Raw genomic sequence first — 17292 nt, 5'->3', positions numbered from 1 at the left:
GCGGGACAGGACAAAGCAGGACAGGAAACGCCCGGCCGACGGGGGGACGTCGGCCGGGCGTCGGGTCTACTTGACCTGCTTGGTGGTCAGCACGACGGTCCGCTCGGCCAGCGGCGCGTCGAGCTTCGCGGTCAGCGGGGGGAACCTGATGTCCATGGTGCACATCTGCTGCTCGGCGGGCAGCGTCTCGACCAGTTCGAGGTGCACGGAGGTCGCGGACTGCTCGACGACCTGGACGCCCACCTTGCTGCACCCGCCCTCCTGGCCGATCACGCCGACGACCGAGCCGTCGCCCTCGGTCCACACCGACCGCGGGTAGTCCTCGGGCAGCGCCGCCGCGTCGAGCTTCGTCTCGGGGACCGGCACGCCGCCGTTGGGCGGCGGCTCACCGGGGGCGATGTCGGGCGCGCTCGACGTGGGCGCGGGCGAGGAGGAGACGCTGAGCCCCGGTTCCGGCTTGGGGTCGCCGGCTCCGGCGCCGACCTGGGCCTGCGGGCTCGCGCACGCCGTCACCAGCAGGAGCAGGACACCGGCGCTGACTGCGGTTCGTAGGCTTCTCATGTGAAGAGGACGGAGCGACCCCGCTTGCGGGTTGCTCCGTCCTCTTCACAGTTACCGGTTCAGGTGATGCCCGATACCCGCACGGTTACCGGTTCAGGTGGTGCCTGATGCCCGTCACCGCGTGGCGGAGCGCGTCGAGACGGGGCTGCGAGGCGAGTCCCGCGTGGTAGAGGTGGAACTCCTCGACGCCCTCGTCCGCGTACCGCTTCCACTCGGTCAGCAGCGCCTCGCCGTCGACCGGCTTCGGCGGCAGGGCCAGCACGTAGCCCGCGATCCGCGCGTCGGGCCCGGCCACCTCGCGCAGCGCGCGGATGCCGGGGGTCGCCGCGTCGGCTCCGGGCCAGCAGAACACCGTGAGCACGTCGACGTCGGCGTCGACGGCGGGCGCGACGGTGGCGAACGGGCCGGTGGCCCACTCGTCGCCGGTGGCGTGCAGGGCGATCCGGATGCCCGGCGCCCGCTCGCGCACCAGCCCGACCAGGGTGCCGCGCAGGTCGCGGACGATGCCCGTGCGCACGGAGGACACCGGCTTCGCCAGGTCGCCGAGCGCTTCCCCCACGCTGGGCGCGGCCGTGTCGACGCCCGCGCGGACGGCGGCGCGCAGGTCGTCCACGTCGACGCCGGCGTCCTGGTAGAGCACCGCGCACGCGACGCAGAAGCACAGCGACAGCAGCTTCTGCTGGACCGGGTCCCAGTCGGCGCCGTCGGTCTTCTCGTGGTGGCCGCCGTGGAAGAAGCCGAGGGGGCCGCACGCCTCCAGCACGATCCCGTCCGGGCGCCCGAGGTCGAGGACCTCGGTCACGAGGGTGCGCGCGTACGCGACGACGTCGGGGTTCGCCGTGCACAGCGCGTACGGGTAGCGGTCACCGAAGGCGTTGACGACCGTCACGTCCGGGTGAAGGTCGCCCAGCCTGCTGCTGTGGGTCAGCACGGTCCACGCGTAGACCGGCAGTCCGACGGCGCGCAGCGCGTCCGCCGCGGCGCCGAAGGAGTTGTCACCGTCCACCCAGGACGGTTCGGCGGGCACGAGCCGCCCGCCGCTCCAGGCCTCGTCGCGCACCGGGAGGTAGAACGCCGCGTGCCGGGCGTCGACCATCCGGTGCTCCGGGTGGAGCGGGGTCGCGGCGCGGACGGTGTGGTAGGACGCCGCGAGCGCGACCGCGTCCACGCCGAGGTCGGCGTACCGCCGCGCCGCGAGGGGGTCGCCCACGACGTCCCACGGGTAGACGTGCGCGATGCTCGTTACCACCGGGGTCGTTTCCTCTCGTACGACGGGTCGAACCTCTGCATGTAGCCGGTGTCGTCGCGCTGGACGATGCCGCAGGTCCGGTAGTTCTCCGCGAGCCCGGCCAGCGCGTCGCGGTCCAGCTCGACGCCGAGGCCGGGTGCGGTCGGCACCGGGACGGCACCGTCCACGAAGGTCAGCGCGCCCGGCACGACGACGTCGTCGGCGGAGTTCCACGGGTAGTGCGTGTCGCACGCGTAGCTCAGGTTCGGCGTCGCGGCGGCGAGGTGGGTCATCGCGGCGAGGCTGATCCCGAGGTGCGAGTTGGAGTGCATCGACAGGCCGATGCCGAACGTCTGGCAGGTCGACGCGAGGTGGCGCGACCGGCTGAGCCCGCCCCAGTAGTGGTGGTCGGACAGGACGACCTGGAGCGCGTCGATCGCGACCGAGGGAGCGATGTGCTCGAACGCGACGACGTACATGTTGGTGGCCAACGGCATCGAGGCCTTGGCGGCCACCTCGGACAGGCCCTGGAGGCCCGGCGTCGGGTCTTCGAGGTACTCGACCACGCCGTCGAGGGCTTCGGCGACGCGGATCGACGTCTCCACCGACCAGGCCGCGTTCGGGTCGAGCCGCAGCGGCAGGTCCGGGAACGCCTCGCGCAGCGCGAGGATCGCGGCGACCTCCTCCTCGGGCGGGAACACGCCGCCCTTGAGCTTGATCGACCCGAACCCGTAGGAGTCGATGAGCCCGCGGGCCTGCGCCACGATCCCGGCCGGGTCGAGCGCCTCGCCCCACTCGTCGGGCTCGGCACCGGGGTGGCCCGCCCACTTGTAGAACAGGTACGCGCTGTACGGCACGGCGTCGCGGACGGCTCCGCCGAGCAGGTCCGACACCGGGCGGCCGAGCGCCTTGCCGCGGATGTCCCAGGTCGCGACCTCGAACGGCGAGTACACGCGGTCGACGGTGCCCTCGGCGGTGAGCGTGCCGGTGAGGCCGTGCCGGTCGTCGCCGGACCTGCCGCCCAGCACCTCGGCGACCTTCGCGTGCATCACGTTGAGCTGGTGCACGTCCAGGCCGATGAGCGCGGGCACGACCTGCTCCAGCTTGGCCAGGTGGCCGATGTCGCCGTAGCTCTCGCCGAGCCCGGAGATCCCCTCGTCGGTGTGCACCTCGACGATCGACCGCAGCGCCCACGGCTCGTGGACGCCCGCCGAGTTCAGCAGGGGCGGGTCGCGGAAGGCGACCGGGGTGATCGTGATGTCCGTGATCCTCATACCGCCAACGCCCTCCCGGCCGCGATGATCCGCTCCAGTTCCGCGACGTGCTCCTCCGACGGGTCGATGAAGGGTGGGCGCACCCCTCCGGCGTCCAGACCTCCCAGCTTGACCGCCGCCTTGACCAGCGCCACCGCGTACCCCGGCACCTTGTCGCGCAACTCGACCAGCGGCACGAAGAACTCGGTGAGGTAGCGGCGCACCAGCGCGGTGTCGTCGTCCTGGATCGCCTGGTAGAAGCCGAGCGAGATGTCCGGCGCGAACGCGAACACCGCCGAGGAGTACAGCTCGACGCCGATGCCGCGGTACGCGGGCACCGTCAGCTCGGCGGTCGGCAGGCCGTTGAAGAACTGGAACGGCTTCTGCACGCGGGCCCGCACCGCGAGCACGATCCGCTGGAGCTGGTTGATGTCGCCGAGGCCGTCCTTGAACCCGATGACGGTCGGCAGCGACGCCACCTCGACGGCCGTGTCCGGCGTGAACACCGCGTTGTTGCGCTGGTAGACGATCACCGGCAGGTCGGTCGCGGCGGCGACGTCGGCGACGTAGCGGACGAGTCCCCTGGCGGGGTTGGTCACCAGGTAGGGCGGCAGCAGCAGGAGCCCGTCCGCGCCCGCGCGGGCGGCGGCCCTGGCGAAGTCCTTGGCGATGGGCAGCGGACCGCCCGCGCCCGCGAACACCGGCACGCGGCCCGCCGTCGCCTCGACCGCGACGGCCACGGCGCGTTCGAACTCCTCGACGCCCAGCGCGTGGAACTCCCCCGTGCCGCAGGCGACGAAGACCGCGCCCGGCCCCGCCGACACACCGTGCTTGACGTGCTCAGCGAGCACGTCCTCGGCGATCTCCCCCGTCGGGTCGAACGGCGTTACCGGAAAGAACAGCACCCCATCGAGTTGCATAGACCTTCATCCCTTGATCGCTCCGGTGGTGATCCCACGCAGGAAAGACTTCTGCAGCGACAGGTACACGATCAGGCTCGGCACCAGCGCCAGCAACGCTCCGGCCAACACGATCCCCGGCCCGACCTCTTCATCGGACCTCAACGACAGCAGGGCGACGGTCAGCGTGTAGTCGGAAGGATCCGCGGCGACGATCAGCGGAAGCAGGTACTGCTCCCAGATCATGTTGAACCCGAACACGGCGACCACGCCGAGCGCGGGCTTGACCAGCGGCAGGATGATCTGCGCGAAGATCCGGAACTCCCCGGCGCCGTCGACCTTCGCGGCTTCCTCGAGCTCCAGGGGGATCTCCTTCATGAACTCCGTCATGACGAAGATCGAGAACCCCCACGCGCCCAGCGGCAGGATGACGCCGAGCAGGGTTCCCTTCAGGCTGATGTGCACGAGCGGGAGGTCGCCGATCACCAGGGACAGGGGGATGGCGATGACCTCCTCGGGCAGCATCATGGTGGTGAGGATCAGGAGCAGCACGACCGCCTGCCCCCGGAACTTCTTGCGCGCCAGCGCGTACGCGGCGAACACGCTCACCGCGAGCTGGAGCAGCAGCGCCCCGCCCGCGATGATCAGCGAGTTCGCCAGGTAGTGCCAGATGCCCTTGGAGCCCGCCGCCTCGAAGTTGACCATCGAGGGTTCGTCGGGCAGCACGGACAGCCGGGTCGGGTCGGGGTTGTGGTCGAACGCGCCGGAGAACACGGTGATCAGCGGGCCCGTGAACAGCAGCACGGCGCCGACGCTGAGCAGGATCCGGATGCCCCGGCTCAACCAGGCCTGACGGCCGGTCGACCACCCGAGCGCGGTGTCGCACCTGTCCGCGACGCTCACCTGGCCTCCTTCCTCCGCCGGTACAACTGGACCACGACCGTCAACACGAACGTGATCAGGAAGAGCACCACCGAGCCCGCGGACGCGACGCCGATCTCGTTGCGCTCGAAGGCGACGGTGAACACCCGCGTCATCCACACGTCGGTGGAGCCCGCGGGACCGCCGCCGGTCAGGACGTAGACCTCGGTGAACACCCGCAGGCCGCGGATGGACGCCAGGGTCAGCAGGATCGTGATCACCGGGCGCAGCGCGGGGAGCGTGATGTGCCGGACGCGCTGCCAGGTGTTCGCGCCGTCGATGGCGGACGCCTCGTACTGCTGCCGGTCGATGCCCGCGAGCCCGGCCAGGATCAGCACCATGTCGTACGGCGCGCCCTTCCAGATCCCGACGAACACGACGGACGCGAGCGAGGTGTCCGGGCTGTCGAGGAACGTCCACGGGCCGAGGCCCACGAACGACAGCACCGTGTTGACGAAGCCCTCGGGGGCGGGGAAGAACAGCAGCCGCCAGATCTCGCCGATGACGGCGGTCGCGGCGACCACGGGCAGGAAGACCGCGGACCGCACGAACCACAGGGACTTCGCGTGGCCCTCCAGCAGGAGGGCCAGCGCGAACCCGATCACCATCGAGCCGATCGTCTGGCCGGACGCGAGGACCAGCGTGTGGCCGATCGCGTCGCGGAACCGCTCGTCGCCCATGATCCGGGCGTAGTTGTCGAACCCCACCCACAGGTCGCCGAGGAACGGTCGGACCTGGTACGCGCTCAGGCGGATGCCCTCCGCCATCGGCAGGTACTTGAAGACGACGAAGATCAGCAGGGCCGGGGCCAGGAACAGCCACGGCGTGGAGCTGGGTCCCGTGAGGCGACGCCGGTGGCGCCGCCTCACGGGGTGGGAGCCGACGGCACCGCCGCCACTAGCCGCCGGTCCCACGTCTGTGGTGCCGCGGACGGGATTGGACACCGTCACTTGGACATTCCCTGTGCCTGCAACTCCTTCTCCAGGTTCTCGGCGAGGGTGCCGAGTTCGGCCTTGGAGTCGGGTCCGCACGTCGAGAGGATGGAGTTCAGCGTCTCGGAGAACTGCTGCCGGAACGGCTGGAAGTTCGGCACGCTGGAGAACGGCCGGGCGCTGTCGGCGTAGACCTTCGCGGTGGTCTCCCAGCGCGGGTCGTCGTAGACGGCCTTGACGTCGACCTTGCCGTTGACGGGGAGCCGGACCACGGGGGTCGGGTCGCCCTTCATGCCCGCCTGCTGCGCCTCGGCGCTGATCAGGTACTCGGCCAGCCGCTTCTGCGCGTCCGCCCTCGGCGAGCCCGCCATCAGGTAGATGTTCTCGCCCTCGCCGAGCACGGTGCCACCGGCCGGGCCCCTGGGGGCGGCGACGACCTCGTACCTGTCCTTGCCGAGGTTCTTGTCGAACCGGCCGAACATGTACGGGCCGGTCACGTAGATGCCGGTCTTGCCGGTCTCGAAGAACGCGTGCGCGTCGTTGGTCCCCGTGGTCAGCGCGCCGGGCTGGACCAGCTTGGGGTCGCCGCAGAACATCGTCTTCAGGTAGTCGACGGCCTTGACGGTCCCGTCGGAGTCGACCGCGACGCTGAACCTGTCGCCGTCCTGCTCGAGGATGTCGCCGCCGCCCTGCCAGACGAAGTTCGACGCCCACCAGCCGAGGTAGCCGCGGTCGGTGGTGCCGGGCACGAGCATCCCGTAGGTGTCGGCCGCGCCGTTGCCGTCCGGGTCGTCCTTCGTGAACGCCGCCGCGAGGTCGGTCAGCTCGTCCCAGGTCGTCGGCACGGGCTTGCCGACCTTCTCGCGCCAGTCCTTGCGGATCAGCGTGACCATCGCCTGCGTGGAGAACGGGATCGCGTAGTACTTGCCGTCCGACGCCCTGCCGTTGTCCCACGCCCGCTCGACGACGTCCGCGCCGCCCGCGACGCCCGCCTTGTCGATCTCGCCGACCAGGCCCTGCGAGGTGAAGACGCCCAGCGAGCCCGTGTCGGTGACGACCAGGTCGGGCAGGTCCTTCGACGCCGCGCGCTGCTGGATCTGCTTGTCGAAGTCCGCGAAGACCGGCTTGTAGTCGACCTTCACCCCGGTCTTGGCCTCGAAGTCCGTGAAGATCTTCGCGTAGACCTTCGCGGTGGCCTCCGTGCTGCGGGTCCACACCTCGAACGGCGCGTTCGGGTCCTGCGCGACCCCAGCGGCGCTCCCGCTGCTCGCGGGCGTCGCCGAGCCGCATCCAGCGAGCACGGCACCCACGGCGACCAGGGCGACAGCCGCGGTGCCGGACCGGGAACGGGGCATCTCACCCTCCAAGTTGTTCACATCCATGAAACGCAGTCGTACTTGTGAACCTGATGCCGGACTGTAAGAATCAGCACAGCAACGTGTCAAGAGCGTGTTGCCGGAATGTTTCCCTGGAGGACCTGGTGACCGAGGCCGCTTCGCCCACCCGTCCGGGGGCGGTGAAATCCGCCGACCGGACCGTCGAGCTGCTGGAAGTCCTCTCGGCTTCCGACCGCCGTCTCACCCTCACCGAGCTGCACCGCGAGCTCAGCTATCCCAAGTCGAGCCTGTACATGCTGTTGCAGACGCTGGTGAACCGCGGCTGGGTGGAGGTCGAACCGGACCGCGGCACCTACGGCATCGGCGTGCGCGCCCTGCTGGTCGGCACGTCCTACCTCGACCACGACCCCGTGGTGCGGGCCGCGATCCGCGTCATGGAGCAGGTCAGGCAGACCGTCAACGAGACGGTCCACCTCGCGCGCCTCGACGGCGCCGACGTGGTCTACCTCGCCAGCCGCGAGTCCGAGCACCACCTGCGGGTCGTCTCCAGGGTCGGCCGCAGGCTGCCCGCGCACTCCACCTCGCTGGGCAAGGCGGTGCTGTCGACCCGCACCCCGCAGGAGGTCGACGCGCTGCTGCCGGAGGAGCTGAAGCCGCTCACGCCGAACACCGTGGTCGAGCGCGGCCCGCTGCACGCGCAGCTCGCGGGCTTCCGCGCCCTGGGCTACGCCCACGAGCGCGAGGAGAACACCCCCGGCCTCGGCTGCTTCGCCGTCGCGCTGCCCTACCGCAACCCGGTGCTCGACGCCATGAGCTGCTCGGTCCCGCTGGGCAGGCTCGACGAGGACCACGAGCGCCAGGTCATCGGCGCGCTGCTCGACGCCGCCCGCACCATCACCGAGCTGCTCCGGCAGTTCGGCCGCTGACCGTCCACCACGCACACCCGGAGGGGTCCGACCCGTGACCGCACGAATCCTGATCACCGGCGCCGCCGGTGGGCTGGGCACGCTCATGCGCCCCCGGCTCGCCGTGGGCGACCGCGTCCTGCGCCTGCTGGACATCGCCGAGATCCCGGCGGCGGGCGACGGCGAGAACGTCGAGCTCGTCCAGGCGTCGGTGACCGACCTGGCCGCGATGGAGGCGGCGATGTCCGGTGTGGACGCCGTGATCCACCTCGGCGGGCACAGCCTGGAACGGCCGTGGGCGCAGATCCTCGACGTGAACATCAACGGCACGCAGGTCGTGCTGGAGGCCGCCCGCAGGCAGGGTGTGAAGCGCGTGCTGCTGGCCAGCTCCAACCACGCCGTCGGGTACGTGGAGCGCGCCGACGGCAACGCCGACGACTACCTGTTCCCCAGGCCGGACACCTACTACGGCGTCAGCAAGGTCGCGCTGGAGGCGCTGGGCAGCCTCTACGCCAACCGGTACGGGATGGACGTCGTCGCCATCCGCATCGGCTCGTGCTTCGAGAGGCCCAAGGACGCGCGGATGCTCGCGACGTGGCTCTCCCCCGACGACGCCGCCCGCCTGTTCGAGGCGTGCATCGCCGCGCCGAGCCCCGGCTTCCGGGTCGTGTGGGGCGTCTCGGACAACACCCGGCGCTGGTTCTCGCTCGACGAGGCGTACGCGCTGGGCTACGAGTCGAAGGACGACGCCGAGGCGTTCGCGTCCGAGGTGGACGCCCCGGACCCCGGTTCCCCGGCGCAGCAGTACCTCGGCGGCGCCTGGTGCGGCCCCGATTTCGACACCGCGGTGAAGGAGGCAGGTCAGTGATCGTGCAGGGCTACAACCCCCGGACCGGCGAGCCGATCGGCGAGCCCGTGGCCAAGACGGCGGACAGCGGGGTGGACGCCGTCGCGACGGCCGCCGCCGCCGCGTTCGAGGTCTGGTCGGTCACCCCGGCGACCGAGCGGGCGGTGGTGCTGGAGGCCGTCGCCGACGCGCTGGACGCCGGGTCGGAGCTGCTGATCGCGACCGCCGACGGCGAGACCGCGCTGGGCGTGCCCCGCCTGACCACCGAGCTGAAGCGCACCACCAACCAGCTCCGCCTGTTCGGCGAGGTGCTCCGCGAGGGCAGCTACGTCGAGGCGACCATCGACTCGCCCAACCCGGACATCATCCCGCCGCGCCCGAACCTGCGCCGCGTACTCCGTCCACTCGGGACGGTGGCGGTGTTCTCCGCGTCGAACTTCCCGTTCGCGTTCTCGGTCGCGGGCGGCGACACCGCGTCCGCGCTCGCGGCCGGCTGCGCGGTCGTGGTGAAGGCCCACTCGGCCCACCCCGGCACCTCGCGCGAGACCGCGCGGATCGTGACGGCGGCGCTGGCCGCGGCGGGCGCTCCCGAGGGCCTGTTCGGCATCGTCTACGGCACCCACGCCGGTGTGGCGCTGATCCAGCACCCGACCGTCCGCGCGGTCGGCTTCACCGGCTCGACCGGCGGTGGGCGCGCGCTGTTCGACATCGCCCAGGGCCGCCCCGACCCGATCCCGTTCTACGGCGAGCTGGGCAGCGTCAACCCGGCGGTCGTGCTGCCGGACGCCGCCGCCGCGCGGCCCGAGGAGCTGGCGACCGCGTTCGCGCAGTCGCTCACCATGGGCGTGGGCCAGTTCTGCACCAACCCCGGACTGCTGTTCGCGCCCGCCTCGCTGGTGCCGTTCCTGGGTGACGCCGTGGCCGCCAGCCACGGCGGGCCGATGCTGAACGAGCGCATGTGCGACTCCTACCGGTCGGGCACCGACGCGCTGGCCGCGGGCGACCTCGTGACCGACGTGTCGACCGGCGACCAGCCCGCCGACGGCTGGAGCGTCGCGCCCCGGCTGTTCAGCGTCCCGCTGGCGGCGTTCGCGGACAACCTGGAGAAGCTGACCGAGGAGCACTTCGGCCCCGCGGGCGTCGTCGTGACCTACGACGACCCGGCCGAGCTGCTGGCCGTGCTGCCGAAGCTGCCGGGCACCCTCACGGGCACCGTGCACGCCGACCCGTCCGAGCACGAGCTGGCGGGCCGGATCGCCGAGGTGCTCCGCCGCGTGGCGGGCCGCCTGGTCTTCAACGGCTGGCCGACCGGCGTCGCGGTGGCGTGGGCCATGCACCACGGCGGCCCGTGGCCGTCGACGACCAACCCGCTGCACACCTCGGTGGGCGCGACGTCGATCCGCCGCTGGATCGCGCCGGTGACCTACCAGTCCTGGCCGGACGAACTGCTGCCCGCCGAGCTGAAGGACGCCAACCCGCTGGGCATCCCCCGCCGGGTCGACGGCGTGCTCGGCACCCACTAGGAGCGCCGGCAGGCCCCCGTTCCCCGAGACGGGGGCCTGCCGTGCCCGTTCCGGACCCGGCACCCCGCGAGCACCCGCTACCGGTGCGGTCACCGCACTAGAGTCACCGGGAACCGACTCGTCGACGTCCCGGAGAGGTCATGCACATCGCGCAGGTCAGGCTGCGGAACATCAAGGGGTTCCACGGCGCCCGCGAGGTCGACCTCACGCTGACCGCTCCCGGCTGGACCGTGGTCGCGGGCCGCAACGGCTCCGGCAAGACCACCCTCCTGCGCGCCATGGCCCTGGCGATCAGCGGGCCCACCGTCGCGAACACGCTGGTCTCCGACTTCGAGAACTGGATCTCCACCGGCAGTCCGTCGGCCGACGCGGAGGTGCTGCTCACCCGCGACGCGCGGGCCGACCGGTTGACCGACTCCCTCTACAGCGGCTTCCCGCTCCAGGCCGTGCTGCGCTGGACGGCGCCCGCCGACGCCGACCGGTTCACCGGCAGCCAGCCTGACCTGGCGCCCGCCCACCACGACACCTCGGTGCTGGACGGCCCGTGGGAGCGCAACCCGAACGGGTGGTTCTGCGCGGCCTACGGCCCGTTCCGGCGGCTGACGGGCGGTGCGGGAGACGTCCAGCGCCTGATGGTCCGGCCGGGCCCGGTGGCCCGCCTCGCGACCCTCTTCCAGGAGGACGCCTCCCTCGCGGAGGGCGTGAGCTGGCTGATCAGGCAGCACCTGCGGGCGCTCGAAGGCCAGGACGGGGCTGAGGAGCTGAAGCTGACGGCGCTGGCGCTGCTCGCCGACGGGCTGCTGCCGGACCACTACCAGATCGACCACGTCGACTCCGAGGGCCTCTGGATCGTCGTCGGCGACCACCGGTTCCCGCTGCGGGAGATGAGCGACGGCTACCGCACGGTGGTCGCGCTGGTCGTGGACCTGCTCAAGCAGGTCCACCAGACCTACGGCACCCTGCGGGTCGACGGCCTCGCCGTGACGGCCCCCGGCGTGGTGATCATCGACGAGGTCGACGCGCACCTGCACGTGTCGTGGCAGCAGCGCATCGGCGGCTGGCTGAAGGCGCACTTCCCCAACATGCAGTTCATCGTGACGACGCACAGCCCGTACATCTGCCAGGCCGCCGACCCCGGCGGCCTGATCCGCCTGCCGGGCCCGACCGACGACGAGCCGCCCAGGGTCGTCGAGCAGGACCTGTACGAGCGCGTGGTGTTCGGCAGCGGTGACGACGCGGTGCTCTCGGAGCTGTTCGGCCTGGACTCGCCGTACTCGCGGGAGGCGGACCGGCTCCGCGCGGAACTCGTGGGCCTGGAGACAGCGGTGATCCTGGGGACCGCGACGGACGAGCAGTCGCGGCGGTACGACGAGCTGAAGACCCTGCTCACCAGCTCGCCGGTGGCGCGCGGCGGCGAGGTCGAGGCACGGCTCCACCTCCCCGACGCATGATCCCGATCACCCGATTACCGCTCCCGCACGACGTCGCCGACCGCCTGGACGAGTTGACCGCCGAGGTCGGGTCCGCCCACCGGGAGGAGCGCGCCGCCGCCGCTCGCGCGCTGTGGCGGCGCAGGGGCGTGCGGGAGGTCGTCCACCCGCCCCTGCGCCGGGTGCTGGCGGACATGGCGCCCGGACACGAGCGGTGCATGTACTGCGGGGACAGCCAGGGCACGGACATCGACCACTTCGAGCCGCTGGCGGGCAACCCGCTGCGCGCGTTCGACTGGCTCAACCACCTGCTCGCCTGCTCGACCTGCAACAGCAACCTGAAGCGGGACCGGTTCCCGGTGGACGCGCTGGGCGCGGCGCTGCTGATCGACCCCACGACCGAGGACCCGTTCGACCACCTGCTGCTGACCCCGTCGCTCGGGGTCTACCACGGCCTCACCGCGAAGGGCCGCGAGACGATCGAGGTCTGCGGGCTGAACCGGCCGGTGCTGACCAGGGGCCGCGTGCAGGCGCGCCGGGTCGTGGTGATGTGCCTGGAGAGGTGGGCGGCGGCCCGCGCGGCCGGGTCGGAGCCGGGTATGCGCGAGGCGGTCGTCACCGTCCGGGAGCAGCCGTTCGCCGACGTGTGCCAGTCGATGCTGCGCCTCGCGCTGAACCCGGCGGCGGAGAGGGTCCTGGACGTCGGCCCGCAGGTGCTGGACCTGCTGCGCACGGCCGACCTCCGGGACGCCCTACTGGCCTGACCCGGCCTGTCTCGCCCGGTACGCCTTCTGCTGGCAGGCGCGCGAGCAGTACTCCTTGGGCCTGCCGGTGGCGGGCTTCTCCACCGGTGTCCCGCACGTGACGCAACTGCTCACCGTTTCATCACGTCGCGGAGTTTCATCACGCCCCCGCACGAGCACCTCGATCCCGTCGAGGACCCGCCGCAGCCCGAACTCGAAGTCGTCCACCATCCCGTCGTACCCGCCGGACATCCACACGCGGGCCAGCGTCGGGTAGCGGTCCTCCGTGAGGTGCCCCCACAGCGAGACCCGCGACCCCCACCACTCCTCCATGCTCACGCCGGTGGTCCGCTCGGCCTGCTGCGCCTCCGCGGCCCGCCGGGCGGCGCCCTCGACGTACTGCGAGACCAGGTTGGCGACGGCCATGGTCTCCCGACCGCTGAGCCCGGTCCCCTCCAGCACGCGCAGCCGCGCCTCCAGCTCCGCCATGTAGTGCGGTCCCGGCACGCTCCGCGTGGACGTCACCTGCACCATCCACGGGTGCCGCTGGTAGAGCTCCCAGTCCTGCCTCGCGGAGAACGTCAGCCCGGCTCGCCAGTCGAGCCCGTGGTCGGGCAGCACGATCTCGGCCGCGGCGGCGTCCTGCATGAGGTCGAGCAGCTCGGCCTTGCCGGGCACGTACCGGTACAGGGACATGGTCGTGAAGCCGACCTTCTCCGCGACCCGCCGCATGGACAGCGCGGACAGGCCCTCCTCGTCGGCGACCTCGATCGCCGCGGCGACGACGCCGTCCAGGGTCAGCGCGGGCTTGGGCCCGCGACCGGGCTGGGGCTTCTCACCCCAGAGCAGTTCGACGCTGCGTTCAGGATCACCCGCTTCCAGGACCACCCTCGACTCCTCCCACCTTGACACAGGGGCACCAAACTGTCTATACAGTACACAGGGTGTACGACATACACAGTTTAGGAGGTTGTCGTGAGCTCACCTGTTCTCTTCGCTGAAGGCCTCCGCAAGCGGTTCGGCGGGTACTACGCACTGGACGGATTCGACCTGTCGGTCCCAGCGGGCACGGTGTGCGGGCTGCTCGGCCCGAACGGCGCAGGGAAGACGACGGTGCTCCGCATCCTGTCCACCCTCATGCGACCCGACGGGGGCCGCGCCACGGTCAACGGGTTCGACGTCGCACGGCAAGCGTCGGAGGTCCGCAACCACATCGGCATGATCGGTCAGCAGTCCACCGTCGACGACATCCTCACCGGACGCGAGAACCTCGCGCTCTGGGGCAGGCTCTACCACCTGAGCGCGGCCAACGCGCGGCGTCGCGCCGACGAGCTGCTGGAGCAGTTCGGCCTCACCGCCGCGGGCAGCAAGCAGGTCAAGCACTACTCGGGCGGTATGCGCCGCAGGCTCGACCTCGCGTCGAGTTTCATCACGGCACCCAGCGTCATGTTCCTCGACGAACCGACCGCGGGCCTGGACCCCCGCAACCGCATCGAGATGTGGTCGGCGGTCCGCGCCCTCGCCCTGGGCGGCACGACCGTGCTGCTCACCACCCAGCTCCTCGACGAGGCGGACCAGCTTGCCGACCAGATCGTGCTGATGGACGGGGGCCGCGAGATCGCCAGCGGCACGCCGGACGAGCTCAAGGCCCGCACCGGCGGCGACTGGATCGACGTCACCGTCCGCAGCATCTCCGAGATCCCGGCCGCGGCGGGCGCGATGGCCCGCGCCGCGGGCGGCAAGCTCCAGACCACCCCGGCCGAGAACCGGGTCAGCGCGGCCGTGGCCAACCGGCAGCACGCGCTGACCGACGTCACCCGAGCCCTGCACGCCGCGGGGATCGACGCGGAGGACGTGACGCTGCGCAGGGCGACCCTCGACGAGGTCTTCCTCCTGCTCACCGGACACGACGCCGAAGGGGAGGAAGCATCGTGAGCCTGACCCTGCCCCCCATCACCCCGGCACCGATGCCGAGGGCGCCCCGCAGCGTGGTGCAGCGCCTGCGGTGGCTCGTCAGCGACTCGTGGAACGTCGCGTCCCGCGACCTCATCCACTGGATCCGGCAGCCCGTCCGGCTCTTCAGCAGCGTCATGTACCCGGTCGTCTCGATCCTGGTCTTCGGCTACGTCTTCGGCAACGCGGTCATGGTCGTCGGCGGGTGGAACTACCGGGAGTTCCTGATGCCCGGCCTGTTCGGCCAGAGCATCGTGCTCGGCGTCGGCGTCACGCTGGTGGCCATCGCCGAGGACACGAACCGGGGCGTCAACAACAGGTTCCGGACCATGCCGATGTCCCGCGCCGGGTACCTGGCGGGTCGCAGCATCGCGGACCTGCTGAACTCCACGCTGGACATCGTGGTGCTGATGCTGTGCGGCGTCGCCGTCGGCTGGACGTGGCACCTCGGGTTCGGCAACGTGGTCATCGCGTTCGGGCTGCTGATGCTGCTGCGGGTCGCGATGATCTGGCTGGGGATCTACCTCGGGCTGATCATCAAGCCGGAGAACACCTCGGTCGTGTGGACGGTCCTGCTGCCGCTGACGATGTTCTCGGACACGTTCGTGGCGCCGCAGATGATGCCCGCGTGGCTGGGGACCATCTCGGAGTGGAACCCGCTGTCGGCCACGGTCGGCGCGATCCGGGAGCTGTTCGGCAACCCCGGCTGGCCGGGCGACTCGTGGGTGTCCACGCACTCGATGCTGATGGCCGTGCTGTGGCCGTTGGCGATCATCGCGGTGTTCTGGCCGCTGTCCGTCCGCCGCTACCGCAGCATGAGCTGACCCCCACCGCTCCCCGACCCCGTCGCCGCCGCACCGGTTTGCCACCGGTGCGGCGGCGACGGTCGTCGTACCACCTGGTCAGGGGACTGGAAGAACAAATCGGGCGAAAATGTCGGTGCGTGGGCCCATCATGTGCGCATGGCAGACGCGATCGTGGCCGAGGGACTGGTCAAGAGGTACGGGTCCGTCGTCGCACTGGACGGGCTCGACCTGGTGGTGCCCGAGGGCAGCATCATGGGGTTGCTCGGACCCAACGGCGCGGGCAAGACGACTGCGGTGCGGGTGTTGACCACGCTGCTGGAGTTCGACGCGGGCAGGGCCGCCGTGGCCGGGCTCGACGTGGTGCGGGACGCGCGGGAGCTGCGGCGGCGGATCGGGCTGTCCGGTCAGTACGCGGCCGTCGACGAGACGCTGACGGGGTTCGAGAACCTCGACATGGTGGGGAGGCTGTACCACCTGGGGCGGCAGCCCAGCCGGGAGCGGGCGCGGGAGCTGCTGGAGCGCTTCGACCTCGTCGACGCCGCCGACCGGCAGGTGAAGGGGTACTCCGGCGGGATGCGGCGGCGGCTCGACCTCGCCGCGGCGCTGGTGGCCAAACCCGTCGTGCTGTTCCTGGACGAGCCGACGACCGGGCTCGACCCGCGCAGCAGGCTGGGCATGTGGGACGTGATCGAGGAGCTCGTGGCCGGGGGCACGACGGTCCTGCTGACCACGCAGTACCTGGAGGAGGCCGACCGGCTGGCCGACCAGATCGCCGTGATCGACCACGGCCAGGTGATCGCCGAGGGCACCTCCGACGAGCTGAAGGCCCAGGTCGGCGGCGAGCGGCTGGAGCTGACCGTCGGGTCCTCCCGCGACGTGGCGTCGACCCGGTCCGCGCTCGCCCCGCTCGCCATCGCGGAGATCTCCGTCGACGAGCGGAGCAACCACGTGGTGGTGCCGGTGTCGGGCGGGGCGGACCTGCTCGTGGAGGCCGTGCGGCTGCTCGACGGCGAGTCGATCAAGGTGTTGGACATCGGCCTGCGGCGGCCGACGCTGGACGACGTGTTCCTGACGCTGACGGGGCACGCGGCGCAGGACGGGCAGACCGATGAGGAGCGTGGCGCGTGAACGGGTTCGTCGAGGCACTGGCGGACGGGGCGGTCGTCGCCAAGCGCAACCTGATCAAGGTGAAGCGGGTGCCGGACCTCATCGTGTTCGCGACCCTCTCGCCGATCATGTTCGTGCTGCTGTTCGCGTACGTGTTCGGCAGCGCCATCGAGATCCCCGGCATGAACTACCGGGAGTTCCTGATGGCCGGGATCTTCGCCCAGACCGTGGTGTTCGGGGCGACCATCACCGGCACCGGGCTGGCCGAGGACATGCAGAAGGGCATCATCGACCGGTTCCGGTCGCTGCCGATGGCCCGGTCCGCCGTGCTGATCGGGCGGACCACCAGCGACCTGCTCAACAACGTGATCGTCATCGTGGTGATGTCGGTGACGGGGCTGATCGTGGGGTGGCGGATCCACTCGTCGTTCCTGGAGGCGCTGGCCGGGTTCGGCGTGATGCTGCTGTTCGCCTACGCCATCTCCTGGGGGATGGCCGTGGTGGGGCTCGCCGTGCGGTCGCCCGAGGTCGTGAACAACGCGTCGTTCATCGTGATCTTCCCGTTGACGTTCATCGCGAACACCTTCGTGGGGACGACGAACCTGCCGGGGCCGTTGAAGGCCTTCGCCGAGTGGAACCCCATCTCCGCCGTCACGCAGGCCGCTCGGGAGCTGTTCGGCAACACCAACCCGCAGTTCCCCGCGCCGGACGTGTGGCCGTTGCAGCACCCCGTGCTGGCCTCGGTGCTGTGGAGCCTGGTGATCCTCGCGGTGTTCATCCCGCTGGCGATCCGGCAGTACCGGAAGGCCGTGAGCCGTTGACCGAGGCGAAAGTCGTTAGGCGGTAA

General features: G+C 71.2%; 17 protein-coding genes. 9 read left to right on the top strand and 8 right to left on the bottom strand.

Translation table 11 applies throughout. The annotated features are described in order from the left end of the window. Positions 1-66: 66 nt before the first annotated feature. The 7 genes from VFZ92_RS17110 to VFZ92_RS17080 form a co-directional block, all read right to left on the bottom strand. The gene (locus tag VFZ92_RS17110; RefSeq protein ID WP_330876935.1) at positions 67-561 is read right to left on the bottom strand and encodes a hypothetical protein; all 495 of its coding nucleotides are present in this window, start codon (positions 559-561) and stop codon (positions 67-69) included. A gap of 85 nt (positions 562-646) precedes the next feature. Then, positions 647-1810: a hypothetical protein gene (locus tag VFZ92_RS17105; protein ID WP_330876934.1), complete on the bottom strand. Its 1164-nt coding sequence runs from the start codon at positions 1808-1810 to the stop codon at positions 647-649. Further along, positions 1804-3063, bottom strand: a complete 1260-nt coding sequence (locus VFZ92_RS17100) for a glucarate dehydratase family protein (protein WP_330876933.1) — start codon at positions 3061-3063, stop codon at positions 1804-1806. The genes VFZ92_RS17105 and VFZ92_RS17100 overlap by 7 nt, the downstream gene beginning before the upstream one ends. Beyond that, a complete protein-coding gene (locus tag VFZ92_RS17095) occupies positions 3060-3962 on the bottom strand; it encodes a 5-dehydro-4-deoxyglucarate dehydratase (RefSeq protein ID WP_330876932.1) in 903 nt (300 codons plus the stop codon). Before VFZ92_RS17095 ends, VFZ92_RS17100 begins: the two co-directional genes overlap by 4 nt. A 6-nt stretch (positions 3963-3968) precedes the next feature. Further along, positions 3969-4844, bottom strand: coding sequence for a carbohydrate ABC transporter permease (locus VFZ92_RS17090; protein WP_330876931.1), 876 nt, complete (start codon positions 4842-4844; stop codon positions 3969-3971). Then, the gene (locus tag VFZ92_RS17085; RefSeq protein ID WP_330876930.1) at positions 4841-5731 is read right to left on the bottom strand and encodes a sugar ABC transporter permease; all 891 of its coding nucleotides are present in this window, start codon (positions 5729-5731) and stop codon (positions 4841-4843) included. The genes VFZ92_RS17090 and VFZ92_RS17085 overlap by 4 nt, the downstream gene beginning before the upstream one ends. A 77-nt stretch (positions 5732-5808) precedes the next feature. Then, complete coding sequence (locus VFZ92_RS17080; RefSeq protein ID WP_330876929.1) at positions 5809-7149, bottom strand: sugar ABC transporter substrate-binding protein; 1341 nt, start codon at positions 7147-7149, stop codon at positions 5809-5811. Between the two features lie 125 nt (positions 7150-7274). On the opposite strand from VFZ92_RS17080, the gene VFZ92_RS17075 reads away from it, so the two are divergent. The 5 genes from VFZ92_RS17075 (at position 7275) to VFZ92_RS17055 (ending at position 12600) form a co-directional block, all read left to right on the top strand. Then, a complete protein-coding gene (locus tag VFZ92_RS17075) occupies positions 7275-8057 on the top strand; it encodes an IclR family transcriptional regulator (protein WP_330876928.1) in 783 nt (260 codons plus the stop codon). Positions 8058-8091: 34 nt separating this feature from the next. Next, entirely contained in the window at positions 8092-8904 is an 813-nt protein-coding gene (locus VFZ92_RS17070; RefSeq protein WP_330876927.1) for an NAD(P)-dependent oxidoreductase, read from the top strand. Next, positions 8901-10406 carry an aldehyde dehydrogenase (NADP(+)) gene (locus tag VFZ92_RS17065; RefSeq protein WP_330876926.1) on the top strand — a complete coding sequence of 502 codons (1506 nt, stop codon included), beginning with the start codon at positions 8901-8903 and terminating at the stop codon, positions 10404-10406. The genes VFZ92_RS17070 and VFZ92_RS17065 overlap by 4 nt, the downstream gene beginning before the upstream one ends. A gap of 140 nt (positions 10407-10546) precedes the next feature. Beyond that, positions 10547-11857, top strand: a complete 1311-nt coding sequence (locus VFZ92_RS17060; protein WP_330876925.1) for an AAA family ATPase — start codon at positions 10547-10549, stop codon at positions 11855-11857. Then, complete coding sequence (locus tag VFZ92_RS17055) at positions 11854-12600, top strand: HNH endonuclease (RefSeq protein WP_330876924.1); 747 nt, start codon at positions 11854-11856, stop codon at positions 12598-12600. Before VFZ92_RS17060 ends, VFZ92_RS17055 begins: the two co-directional genes overlap by 4 nt. Here the strand turns inward: VFZ92_RS17055 and VFZ92_RS17050 are convergent. Beyond that, positions 12589-13467 carry a TetR/AcrR family transcriptional regulator gene (locus tag VFZ92_RS17050; protein WP_330876923.1) on the bottom strand — a complete coding sequence of 293 codons (879 nt, stop codon included), beginning with the start codon at positions 13465-13467 and terminating at the stop codon, positions 12589-12591. The two genes, VFZ92_RS17055 and VFZ92_RS17050, sit on opposite strands and share 12 nt — an antisense overlap. Before the next feature lie 87 nt (positions 13468-13554). On the opposite strand from VFZ92_RS17050, the gene VFZ92_RS17045 reads away from it, so the two are divergent. From VFZ92_RS17045 to VFZ92_RS17030, 4 genes are all read left to right on the top strand, one after another. Next, positions 13555-14514 carry an ATP-binding cassette domain-containing protein gene (locus VFZ92_RS17045; protein WP_330876922.1) on the top strand — a complete coding sequence of 320 codons (960 nt, stop codon included), beginning with the start codon at positions 13555-13557 and terminating at the stop codon, positions 14512-14514. After that, entirely contained in the window at positions 14511-15356 is an 846-nt protein-coding gene (locus tag VFZ92_RS17040) for an ABC transporter permease (protein ID WP_330876921.1), read from the top strand. The genes VFZ92_RS17045 and VFZ92_RS17040 overlap by 4 nt, the downstream gene beginning before the upstream one ends. Positions 15357-15494: 138 nt before the next feature. Beyond that, the gene (locus VFZ92_RS17035) at positions 15495-16466 is read left to right on the top strand and encodes an ATP-binding cassette domain-containing protein (protein WP_330876920.1); all 972 of its coding nucleotides are present in this window, start codon (positions 15495-15497) and stop codon (positions 16464-16466) included. Beyond that, entirely contained in the window at positions 16463-17266 is an 804-nt protein-coding gene (locus VFZ92_RS17030) for an ABC transporter permease (protein ID WP_330876919.1), read from the top strand. Before VFZ92_RS17035 ends, VFZ92_RS17030 begins: the two co-directional genes overlap by 4 nt. Positions 17267-17292: the final 26 nt, after the last annotated feature.

Source organism: Umezawaea sp. (assembly GCF_036375055.1).
In the GTDB taxonomy this organism is placed as follows: domain Bacteria; phylum Actinomycetota; class Actinomycetes; order Mycobacteriales; family Pseudonocardiaceae; genus Umezawaea.
This window is presented reverse-complemented; position numbering and strand designations above follow the sequence as displayed.

Coding starts and splice junctions, on each gene's coding strand:
- VFZ92_RS17110 (WP_330876935.1), bottom strand. CDS start 561: ATGAGAAGCCTACGAACCGCAGTCAGCGCCGGTGTCCTGCTCCTGCTG.
- VFZ92_RS17100 (WP_330876933.1), bottom strand. CDS start 3,063: ATGAGGATCACGGACATCACGATCACCCCGGTCGCCTTCCGCGACCCG.
- VFZ92_RS17095 (WP_330876932.1), bottom strand. CDS start 3,962: ATGCAACTCGATGGGGTGCTGTTCTTTCCGGTAACGCCGTTCGACCCG.
- VFZ92_RS17080 (WP_330876929.1), bottom strand. CDS start 7,149: ATGCCCCGTTCCCGGTCCGGCACCGCGGCTGTCGCCCTGGTCGCCGTG.
- VFZ92_RS17060 (WP_330876925.1), top strand. CDS start 10,547: ATGCACATCGCGCAGGTCAGGCTGCGGAACATCAAGGGGTTCCACGGC.
- VFZ92_RS17055 (WP_330876924.1), top strand. CDS start 11,854: ATGATCCCGATCACCCGATTACCGCTCCCGCACGACGTCGCCGACCGC.
- VFZ92_RS17035 (WP_330876920.1), top strand. CDS start 15,495: ATGGCAGACGCGATCGTGGCCGAGGGACTGGTCAAGAGGTACGGGTCC.